At 55.4% G+C, this 10148-nt stretch carries 9 protein-coding genes and 1 pseudogene; 7 read left to right on the forward strand and 3 right to left on the reverse strand.

Features of this window, described 5'->3' with window-relative positions; translation table 11 throughout:
- The first annotated feature begins 720 nt into the window (after positions 1-720).
- Both KDX37_RS28080 and KDX37_RS28085 read left to right on the forward strand, forming a co-directional pair.
- Positions 721-1260 carry an aldo-keto reductase family protein gene (locus KDX37_RS28080; RefSeq protein ID WP_231656468.1) on the forward strand — a complete coding sequence of 180 codons (540 nt, stop codon included), beginning with the start codon at positions 721-723 and terminating at the stop codon, positions 1258-1260.
- 647 nt (positions 1261-1907) lie between these two features.
- Positions 1908-2192: a hypothetical protein gene (locus tag KDX37_RS28085; protein WP_231656469.1), complete on the forward strand. Its 285-nt coding sequence runs from the start codon at positions 1908-1910 to the stop codon at positions 2190-2192.
- Between the two features lie 71 nt (positions 2193-2263).
- Here the strand turns inward: KDX37_RS28085 and KDX37_RS28090 are convergent, their stop codons facing one another.
- Together KDX37_RS28090 and KDX37_RS28095 are read right to left on the reverse strand one after the other, a co-directional pair.
- Positions 2264-3481, reverse strand: coding sequence for an argininosuccinate synthase (locus tag KDX37_RS28090; RefSeq protein WP_231656470.1), 1218 nt, complete (start codon positions 3479-3481; stop codon positions 2264-2266).
- A 129-nt stretch (positions 3482-3610) separates the two neighbouring features.
- Positions 3611-4516: a flagellar protein MotY gene (locus KDX37_RS28095; protein WP_231656471.1), complete on the reverse strand. Its 906-nt coding sequence runs from the start codon at positions 4514-4516 to the stop codon at positions 3611-3613.
- Between the two features lie 146 nt (positions 4517-4662).
- On the opposite strand from KDX37_RS28095, the gene pyrC reads away from it, so the two are divergent.
- Both pyrC and rnt read left to right on the forward strand, forming a co-directional pair.
- Positions 4663-5706 (forward strand): dihydroorotase, encoded by a 1044-nt coding sequence (gene pyrC / locus KDX37_RS28100; RefSeq protein WP_231656472.1) that lies wholly within the window; start codon positions 4663-4665, stop codon positions 5704-5706.
- Positions 5703-6380 carry a ribonuclease T gene (rnt, locus tag KDX37_RS28105; protein WP_231656473.1) on the forward strand — a complete coding sequence of 226 codons (678 nt, stop codon included), beginning with the start codon at positions 5703-5705 and terminating at the stop codon, positions 6378-6380. The genes pyrC and rnt overlap by 4 nt, the downstream gene beginning before the upstream one ends.
- Positions 6381-6446: 66 nt before the next feature.
- On the opposite strand, the gene KDX37_RS28110 is transcribed toward rnt, so the two are convergent.
- Entirely contained in the window at positions 6447-8048 is a 1602-nt protein-coding gene (locus KDX37_RS28110; RefSeq protein WP_231656474.1) for an ABC-F family ATP-binding cassette domain-containing protein, read from the reverse strand.
- 255 nt (positions 8049-8303) lie between these two features.
- On the opposite strand from KDX37_RS28110, the gene KDX37_RS28115 reads away from it, so the two are divergent.
- The 3 genes and pseudogenes from KDX37_RS28115 to KDX37_RS28125 form a co-directional block, all read left to right on the forward strand.
- Entirely contained in the window at positions 8304-8522 is a 219-nt protein-coding gene (locus tag KDX37_RS28115) for a bacterioferritin-associated ferredoxin (protein WP_231656475.1), read from the forward strand.
- Between the two features lie 201 nt (positions 8523-8723).
- Positions 8724-9194 carry a bacterioferritin gene (gene bfr, locus KDX37_RS28120; RefSeq protein ID WP_231656476.1) on the forward strand — a complete coding sequence of 157 codons (471 nt, stop codon included), beginning with the start codon at positions 8724-8726 and terminating at the stop codon, positions 9192-9194.
- A gap of 113 nt (positions 9195-9307) precedes the next feature.
- Positions 9308-10148, forward strand: a pseudogene (locus KDX37_RS28125) (IS3 family transposase); the annotation flags it as partial.

Here is a 10148-nt window from a genome sequence, read left to right on the forward strand (position 1 = left end):
GCCACCCTTATCGTTGCTGTTAGTCATAAACATACCCGTTTGCCTATCCCTTATCTTAAGGGGGGAACGGTGTCCTGTCTTTCATGGGGCTCGTTCAGTCAAAGACAAAGCTCACACAAAAAAAAGAAACGTCCTACAGAGTTTCTACCTTGTACGGTTCGTGTCAAGGCATGGATCTCAAATACGGCTTTACTTATACCTATACTGAACGAGAAAAGAAATAAACACCCACTAGCGCTATTTCTTACAAGAATTTTCTTCAGCACCTACACCTATTAAGACATAAGTGGCTCATTCGACAAGTAGCTAATACTACATTCCTTTGTAAATCCATAGCGAAATTTTAAAAGAGGAAAAATACTACAACACTCACAGACCACACAATAAAATATGTAAGACCATGCCAAAAGACCGAAATCAATTCATGTAGTGCGCCACTTTTTTACTTGCAAATTCTATTACCAGTCGTTACTTTTTTAACAACGAACTGATTAGTTCTTACCATTAAACATGTACCACACTAATAAATTATTTTAACACCGCCCTCTTCGGCGCCACGGCTAACAATGCAGCTACGAACACGCTGCTCTCCGAAGCACCGACAGGACTCGGGCAACATAAACATGGCCTATCGAGGACACCCGCCTTGTATCTCCCCACAGGGCTTGCCTATTCTTTGAATTGGCCATGCGTATAACCATGTTCAAAAAGGGATATACCATGAATGACAAAACGTCACGCTCAGTTGCAAAAATACCCACGCCCGTGGATTTGATCACTGCGGTTGAAGACTTCGTTGCCAACGGCGGTATGATCGCGGTCATACCTGATGGAGAAACTGCAGAGTTTTCAGGTATCCCTGTCGAACCGCTCATTGGCGAAACTGACACGTATGTTGAAAAAATCGCAAAAATAGAACTGCTGAGAAGTCTGGCTGCCAAGGGTGCTGGAGTTTCCGCCCTTCAATATTCCTTGAGAATGAACAAGAGGGACATCCGTCAACTGGCAATCGAAAATGGAGTAAAGATCATATCCAGCCGCCCGGTCAGTCAAATCAGAAGGGAGCACCGGCATGACCCTACGGAGGTGGATGATGCAGTGGCAGGCCACGCCATGCATTACTCGAGTCTCGGCTACACAGCCCCCGAGATAGCGCAGGTGCTGGGGCTGAGCCTACGCCAGGTCTGGGACATCGGCAAAGCGTATCGATTTGAATTCAAGCAGCAGAGGGTTGTTGACTGCGCCCCTCCTGACTGCTGAGCAACGGCGCAGAAGCTAACCGTGCCATTGAAATCAACTGGCATCTTTCAGTGGCGTGTTATTGAATGACTGCAGGAGGATCCTCATGGAACGTTGGATGCGCATCATGAACCTTGCCGGTGTCATCATACTGTTCGCCGGCCTGTCAGAAGCGTTTGCGACCACGGTCTTATCGTGTCGTTATGACGACAGCTGACACTTGTATATCGGGCTTTTATCCCCCGACTTAATACGGGTCATTTTTTCCTGGCACTTAACTTAAACACGGACATCTTTTATTTTCCCGCTCACTCGAGAGCCACAATAGACAGGCAGCCGCACCCAGCGCACTATCTCTGTCAAATAGAACAGTAGGCGACTGTACATTGCGTGAAACAAGGAATAAACCCGGTCAGCTTAGACCACTGTATATGTAGGAATTCGTCATAAACTCCGGCGCACGAACCTGCCGGCTTGTAGTCTCTTCACCTCTGCGTTATTAAAAGTGCTCCCAGCAGCGAAGAGTCTTTAAGCGTGGACAAACAGGACTACGCTGATGTTGAACTCAGTCCTGCACGAAACTCAATACCGAATGCTATAAATGCTGTCACTAGAGAACAGGGCAGCTGCTTACCCCTTCTAACCCACTCCACCACTCTGGAAATATCATGTCGACACTAAGAGAGTTTCACGAACTTGAGAAACATCTGGAAGCGCAATTCGAACGCCTGGCTACGATCAGAAACTCGGAGCAATTTTCGAAGGAGGTTGAATTTGAAACAAAGCTTCATCAACTGATGAATCGATACAGCATGAATAAAAGCGATGTTGATAGCCTCTTGAAATCTTCTGTAGAGGCGTCAGATATCAGCGTGCATGAGCAAAGCAACGCCTATGCAGCAAACGTAAAGAAATCAGAGGTTACGAGGAGGCGGAAGCGTCAAGAGCCCTGACCGCTCGACTGTTGAGTGCGCCTTTTGAATGCAGCCCGTGATGGGCTGCATTTTGATGCAGAGGGTGTCGCTTAGAACAGCTTGCGACCCTTGTTCGCCGCGATGCGCATGCGCAGCGCGTTGAGCTTGATAAAGCCCGCTGCGTCGGCCTGATCGTATGCACCAGCATCGTCTTCGAACGTAGCGATGTTGGCATCGAACAACGACTCGTCAGACTTGCGGCCAGTTACGATCACGTTGCCCTTGTAAAGCTTCAGACGGACCACGCCATTAACGTGCGCCTGCGAAGCATCAATCATCTGTTGCAGCATCAGACGCTCAGGGCTCCACCAGTAGCCGGTGTAGATCAAGCTGGCGTACTTGGGCATCAACTCGTCTTTCAGGTGAGCCACTTCGCGATCAAGAGTGATCGACTCGATGGCGCGGTGAGCGCGCAGCATGATGGTGCCGCCCGGTGTTTCGTAGCAGCCACGGGATTTCATGCCCACATAGCGGTTTTCCACGATATCCAGGCGGCCGATACCGTTCTCGCCGCCGATGCGGTTCAAAGTGGCCAATACGGTGGCAGGAGTCATCTCCACACCGTCCAGCGCAACGATATCGCCATTGCGATAGGTCAGCTCAAGGTAGGTTGCGACGTTTGGCGCGTCTTCCGGGGACTTGGTCCAACGCCACATGTCCTCTTCATGCTCTGCCCAGGTATCCTCGAGCACGCCGCCTTCATAGGAGATGTGCAGCAGGTTGGCATCCATGGAGTACGGCGACTTCTTCTTGCCATGGCGCTCGATCGGAATCGCGTGCTTTTCGGCGTAGTCCATCAGCTTCTCGCGCGACAGCAGGTCCCACTCGCGCCATGGGGCAATCACTTTCACACCTGGTTTGAGCGCATAGGCACCCAGCTCGAAGCGCACCTGATCGTTGCCCTTGCCCGTTGCGCCGTGGGAAATCGCATCGGCGCCGGTTTCGTTCGCGATTTCGATCAGACGTTTGGCAATCAGAGGACGAGCGATGGAAGTACCCAGCAGGTACTCGCCTTCGTAGACAGTGTTGGCGCGGAACATCGGGAATACGAAGTCACGCACGAATTCTTCGCGCAGGTCGTCGATGTAGATCTCTTTCACGCCCATGGCCTGTGCCTTGGCACGTGCCGGCTCGACCTCTTCACCCTGACCCAGGTCAGCGGTAAAGGTCACCACTTCGCAGTTGTACGTATCTTGCAGCCACTTGAGGATCACCGAAGTGTCCAGGCCACCGGAATACGCGAGAACTACCTTGTTTACGTCCGCCATGCCATCACTCCACCGGGTTGTACGGAAAACCGCCGATTCTACCGTTCAAAGCGGCAAATTTACAGGGGCGCGACAGCTTCTGACGACAAGGCGACAGTTTATGTCAGCTGGACGACAGCATCAGAGGGGTCAGGAGGTATGGGCAGCACTCGCCGACGAGGCGACGGGCACGGGGCGTTCTTCCGGCGCAACGCGCTCAAGGTGCACGTTCACGCGACGGTTGCGCGCGCGGTTGGCATTATTGGTGTTGGGCGCCAACGGGTAGCGTTCGCCATGGAATCGCAACGTGATCTGCTGTTCCGGAATCCCCTGAGCTTTCAGGTAATCCATGACCGCCAGGGCGCGACGACGTGACAGGTCGCGGTTGGTCAGACGGTTGCCGCTGTTGTCCGAATGGCCATCCAGTTCGATATGATTGACCGTCGGGTCGGCCTTCAAATACGCAACCATATTGTCCAGGCGAGCCTTGGCGTTGGCGTCCAACTCGATGCCACCGCCCGGAAAGCCGACTTCAGCCTGCTTGACCTGATCAAAGTTCATCGGCAAGAGTTTTGCCGTGCACTGTTGATAGTCGTTGAATGCCTTGCTGAATTTCACAGGCAGGAGACGAACCTCCGTCTGCCCACCGTCGCGGTTGTAATGACGGATGACCGGGCTGCGCCCTTCCATCAGACCGCCGATCAGACGAGCGGCCTGGGCATGCGAAGTATTGAACGGGATGTCACCGTTGCTGACCTTGACCGAACCCAGATTGATGTCACCGCGCCCCGGTTGCCACGGTGCAGCGGCGGCGAGCAGGGTCGCAGAACCGTTGCCTAGCGCGTTATAGCCTGCCTTGATGCGAAATGTCGCCTGCTCACCAGCCCGACGCACGAACTCACCCGCACCGAAATCGGTGATGGGTTGAGTCAGGCGACACTCGAACTGGTCGCCCTCGACCTTCCACTCAATGCTTTCCAGACGCGTCTGGAAGCTGATTGCCATGGCAGGAAGGCTGGCGAACATGCTGAGCAAGGCTAAATATCGCTGGCGCACGGTAGGCTCCACATGAAATTGAACGCGAAACGGAAACGCTTTCTATGTCGAGCTATCGGTAACTTCCGGCAAAACTTGATAGCGAGTGCCTGAGAGAGTCTTTTCCGGTAGCATTCCCAGCGAGTTTGACCCGCCTGGAATTCCCAATGTCTGATCGCCTGACCCTTCTGCGCCCCGACGACTGGCACATCCATCTCCGTGACGGAGCTGTTTTGCCTCATACCGTTGCTGACGTAGCGCGTACCTTCGGTCGCGCAATCATCATGCCTAACCTGGTGCCGCCCGTTCGCAATGCACAACAAGCCGACGATTATCGTCAGCGCATTCTGGCCGCACGCCCCGCTGGCAGCCGCTTCGAGCCGTTGATGGTGCTGTATCTTACCGACCAGACAACGCCCGAAGACATTCGCACGGCCAAGGCCAGCGGCTTCGTCTTTGCAGCGAAGTTGTATCCGGCCGGTGCGACCACCAACTCCGACTCCGGTGTCACCAGCATCGACAAAATTTTCCCGGCGCTCGAAGCCATGGCTGAAGTCGGCATGCTGTTGCTGGTGCACGGGGAAGTCACCCGAGGCGAGATCGACGTTTTCGACCGTGAGAAAGTGTTCATTGATGAACACCTGCGTCGCGTCGTCGAGCGCTTCCCGACGCTGAAGGTGGTGTTTGAACACATCACCACTGGCGAGGCGGTGCAGTTCGTCAACGAGGCCTCGGCCAATGTCGCCGCGACCATTACCGCGCATCACCTGCTGTATAACCGCAACCATATGCTGGTCGGCGGCATTCGCCCGCATTTTTATTGCCTGCCGATCCTCAAGCGCAACACCCACCAGTCGTCGTTGCTTGACGCAGCGACTGGCGGCAGCGGCAAATTCTTCCTGGGCACCGATTCGGCGCCCCACGCACAACACGCCAAGGAAGCGGCGTGTGGTTGCGCCGGTTGCTACACCGCCTACGCCGCTATCGAAATGTATGCAGAAGCCTTCGAGCAACGTAACGCTCTGGACAAGCTGGAGGGCTTCGCCAGCCTCCACGGCCCCGCGTTCTACGGTCTGCCTGCCAACCAGGACACCATCACGCTAGTGCGTGAAGAGTGGACTGCCCCTGCCAGCCTGCCGTTTGGCGAGTTGTCCGTAATCCCGCTGCGCGCCGGTGAAAAACTGCGCTGGCGTCTGGAGGAACACGCGTGAGTGAAGATCATTTCGACGACGAACTGGAAGGCCATGGCGGCGGAGTCGGCTCTCGCCATCCGATGGCAGCGCGCTTTCGCGGCTACTTGCCGGTAGTCATCGATGTAGAGACCGGGGGTTTCAACTCGGCCACTGACGCCCTGCTGGAGATTGCAGCCGTCACCATCGGCATGGACGAGCGTGGCTTCGTGTTCCCCGAGCACACTCACTTCTTTCGTGTCGAACCTTTCGAAGGCGCCAACGTTGAAGCGGCTGCGCTGGAGTTCACCGGCATCAAGCTCGATCACCCGTTGCGCATGGCGGTGAGCGAAGAAACCGCACTGACCGATATCTTTCGTGGCGTTCGCAAGGCCCTCAAGGCCAACGGCTGCAAACGCGCCGTGCTGGTCGGTCATAACGCAAGCTTCGATCTGGGCTTTCTGAACGCGGCTGTCGCGCGCCTGGACATGAAACGCAACCCGTTTCATCCATTCTCGAGTTTCGACACCGCCACCCTCGCAGGCCTGGCCTACGGTCAGACTGTGCTCGCCAAGGCCTGTCAGGCTGCCGGTATCGATTTCGACGGACGCGAGGCGCACTCAGCCCGTTACGACACGGAAAAGACCGCTGAGCTGTTCTGCGGCATCGTCAACCGCTGGAAAGAGATGGGCGGCTGGGAAGACTTCGACGACTGAGTCTTCTACCCGTTGAAAAACCGGCTTCGCGCCGGTTTTTTTTCGATAGCACAAACTCGTCTCACCTCACCTGCCATCCTGGCTTAGCGCCCCCAGCCGGAACTCGGTGTCCAGTTTGATGGCCTGCAAGAAGGCAGCGTCGTGGGACACCACTATCAGCGCACCCTGATAGTGATCAAGCATCTGCTCCAACGCAATTTTACTGGGCAGATCCAGATGATTGTCAGGCTCATCCAGCAACAGAAGTTGCGGCGGAAACTGCGCGTACAACTGGGCAGCCAGGGCTATTTTCAGACGCTCGCCGCCGCTCAGTTGGCAGGTTGTGAGCATCGCACGATCTGCATCAATGCCCATCTGGGCCAGGCGTGTCCGCGCGTCGGCCTCGGGTAATTGCGGATTGGCCTCGCGCAACCACTGGACTGCGGTGCGTTCGGGATGCTGCAAACCCGCGTGCTGATCCAACCAGCCAATCGGACAGTTGCAGACAATCTCACCTTTGCTCGCGGGCAATTGACCGGCAATAACACTTAACAAGGTCGACTTGCCACTGCCGTTGGCCCCCAGAACGGCCATGCGGACAGGTCCGGTCAGCATCAGGTTGATCGGGGCGCTGTAACCGAACGGCAACGTCACGTCATTGAGCTGCAAGACCAGCTTGCCCGCAGGCACCCTGCTTTGCGGAGACAGCATCATGCGTTGAATGTCTGGGGCACACCGAGCGCGCGCCTCGGCAATCCGCTGTTGCTGCTGTTCACGAGCCGCTTGATGGTTGAGGCGCAGTTTGCCCTGGCTGTTTTCGCTGCGCTCCTTCTGGGCATTGGTGATCAGCCTGGTCTGGCTGCCGTCACGGGCCTGTCGATCACCACGCGCATTGCGCCTCTGCTGACGTTCCAGCTGCAAGACGCTTTCCCGCTGTTCTCGCTTTGCCTGAGCCCGCTCGCCCTGCAAAGCCGACTGGAAGGCCTGCTGTTCCTGTTCGCGTATGGCCGCATACTGGCTGTAGCTGCCGCCATACACGGCTAGCCCCAGGGGCGAAAGCTCGACGATTTCGTCCATGCACTCCAGAAGGGCCCGATCGTGGCTGATCAAGACCAGTCCGTTGGGCCATGAGCCGATCTGCTGCGCCAGATTGTGCTGCTGATCGACGTCGAGGTGGTTGCTGGGCTCGTCCAGAATGAGCCAGTCAGCTCTGGACAACCATGCGCCCATCAATGCAACACGCTGTCGCTCGCCGCCACTGAGTGTGCAGGTACGAGAGTCGGCGTCCAGATGGCCCAACCCCATTTTCTGCAGCGCTGCCTGGAGCCGAGCGGCGCAATCCCATTGATCGGCGGCCAAGGCATGGTCGTGCTCATCAACGCTTCCTCGGGCAATGCGTTCCAACGCCGCCAGAATATGCTCGACACCCGCCAGCGCAGCAACGCTGGGATAGCGCTCGGGCTCCAGAAACTGCGCGACTGCGTAGACGCGCCCTTCACAACGGACAGTGCCGCTGGCAGGGAGCAACTCACCCGCAAGAAGTCGACCCAGCAACGATTTGCCACAGCCGTTGGCCCCTACAACCCCGGTCGCGCCGACAGTGAAGCTGTGACTGGCCTCATCGAACAGCACACGGCCGTCAGGCACCTGAAACGACACATGATCGAGTTGAAGCAAACGCTGGCTCATGACGCCCCCTTGAAACCCGGCCGAGTAAGCGCCGAACAGCTCCCTGATAACAACTGCGCGGCGCAGGACGATTACCGCTAAACACCGCCAGTCAGAACACTACCGCACACTGCCAGCAACAGCACACCCTCTGAAGCGCCTCCCTTACCATTCATCGGGCCTTTCTGAACGCGACCCAAAACAGTTTTGACAAGCATTCTCATTAACATTAAGCTCCTGATCACCCAGCCATAAACCAGCGATGGTCCATAGCTTATGTATGTTTGTCTCTGCCAAGGTGTTACTGACGGCCAAATCCGGGAAGCCATTCTGGAAGGTTGCTGCAGCTATCGTGAAGTGCGTGAAACGCTGGGTGTTGCGAGTAAATGTGGGAAATGCGCTTGCCTGGCCAAGGAAGTGGTGCGCGATACCCTTACCGAATTGCAGAGCAGCCATGCCGCGCTGGCTTATCCGGCAGAATTTACAGCAGCCTGAAACCTCCTCTTTTGAAGAACCGGACTTGATGTCCGGTTTTTTTATGCCTGTAATTCAAGCGCTTAGCGTCAAGATGCGGAACTCAAACATTCTTATTCCTATTTAAATTCACTTATTATTCAATAACTTAGGTTTGACAGAGGCCGGAGCGAAGCTCACACTCGCGCCTTATATACACAAGCCACCGGCAGGACCTCGAACATGAAAGGCGACATTACAGTCATCCAGCATCTCAACAAGATCCTCGGAAACGAGCTGGTCGCAATCAATCAGTACTTTCTGCATGCGCGCATGTACGAAGACTGGGGTCTGAAAAAGCTGGGCGCGCATGAGTATCACGAGTCCATTGATGAGATGAAGCACGCTGACAAGCTCATCAAACGCATCCTGTTCCTTGAAGGCCTGCCTAACCTGCAGGATCTGGGCAAGATCCTGATCGGCGAGCACACCAAGGAAATGCTTGAGTGCGACCTGAAAATCGAACAGAAAGGTCTGGCTGATCTCAAAGCGGCAATCGCGCATTTCGAAACCGTGGGTGATTTCGGCAGCCGTGAACTGCTGGAAGATATCCTTGAGGCCGAGGAAGAACACATCGACTGGCTGGAAACCCAATTGGGCCTGATCGATAAAGTGGGTATCGAAAACTATCTGCAATCGCAGATGGGTGACTGATTCCACACACGCGATAATGAAAAAGCCCGCCTCAATGAGAGCGGGCTTTTTCTTGTCTGTTGTCCCGTCCTGAATAAGGTTTACACCTTCTGACCTTTTCTCAGGAGGATTCAATGGACTCAGGCAAAAGGCGCAGCCAGCGCGATTACACGCTAGCTTTTAAATTAGCGGTCGTAGACCAGGTTGAAAAAGGCGAGTTGGGTTATAGAGAAGCCCAACGGCCCTATGGCATCCAGGGCCGGTCCACGGTGCTGGTCTGGCTACGCAAGCATGGTCGGCAGGATTGGAGCCAAGGCGCATCAATTCGAGATCCGAGGAGCAGGTCCATGACCGAGCCAACCCTCCCGCTGACCCCTGAGCAGCGGATCAAAGAGCTTGAAGAGCAGCTGGCGCTGAGTAACCAGAAGGCTCAGTTCTTCGAAGCTGTCGTCAATGTTTTAAAAAATGACTACGGTGTTTCTGTCGTAAAAAAGCGACCCGGCAAGTCCTCTCGCAAGGGCAAATCCAAGACCTGAGGATCAGCAGGGCCTGCCTGTTCATGGGCATTTCGCGCCAAGCATATTACAAACGTAATCGCGCTTTTGACGCGAGAGTCCGCCAAGCCCAAGAAGTTGTGGACTTCGTCCTGGAGAAGCGGCGTCGCCAGCCAAGGCTGGGTACGCGCAAGCTGCATTACTTGATGAGCGTCGAGGCCCCTGCGCCGTTGTGCGTAGGTAGAGATCGTCTATTTACCATCCTGCGTGACGCGCGAGAGCTGGTTGCGCGCAAGCGGGCTTATCACAAGACGACTGATAGCCATCATCGCTTTCGCCGCCATCCCAACTTGCTCAAAGCGGGCCCGGAACAAGTCGTGGTCAGTGGGCCCGAACAGGTCTGGGTTGCAGACATAACCTATCTGCCAACACAGGAAAGTGTGGCCTACGTGAGCCTTGTAACAGATGCGTACTCACGCAA

The sequence above is a fragment of the Pseudomonas californiensis genome (assembly GCF_021147775.1).
Lineage (GTDB): Bacteria > Pseudomonadota > Gammaproteobacteria > Pseudomonadales > Pseudomonadaceae > Aquipseudomonas > Aquipseudomonas californiensis.

What these genes read in the sequence shown, in the direction of transcription:
- bfr (WP_231656476.1), top strand. Translation starts at nt 8,724, where the DNA reads ATGAAAGGCGACATTACAGTCATCCAGCATCTCAACAAGATCCTCGGA.
- KDX37_RS28080 (WP_231656468.1), top strand. Translation starts at nt 721, where the DNA reads ATGAATGACAAAACGTCACGCTCAGTTGCAAAAATACCCACGCCCGTG.
- pyrC (WP_231656472.1), top strand. Translation starts at nt 4,663, where the DNA reads ATGTCTGATCGCCTGACCCTTCTGCGCCCCGACGACTGGCACATCCAT.
- KDX37_RS28090 (WP_231656470.1), bottom strand. Translation starts at nt 3,481, where the DNA reads ATGGCGGACGTAAACAAGGTAGTTCTCGCGTATTCCGGTGGCCTGGAC.
- KDX37_RS28115 (WP_231656475.1), top strand. Translation starts at nt 8,304, where the DNA reads ATGTATGTTTGTCTCTGCCAAGGTGTTACTGACGGCCAAATCCGGGAA.
- KDX37_RS28110 (WP_231656474.1), bottom strand. Translation starts at nt 8,048, where the DNA reads ATGAGCCAGCGTTTGCTTCAACTCGATCATGTGTCGTTTCAGGTGCCT.
- KDX37_RS28085 (WP_231656469.1), top strand. Translation starts at nt 1,908, where the DNA reads ATGTCGACACTAAGAGAGTTTCACGAACTTGAGAAACATCTGGAAGCG.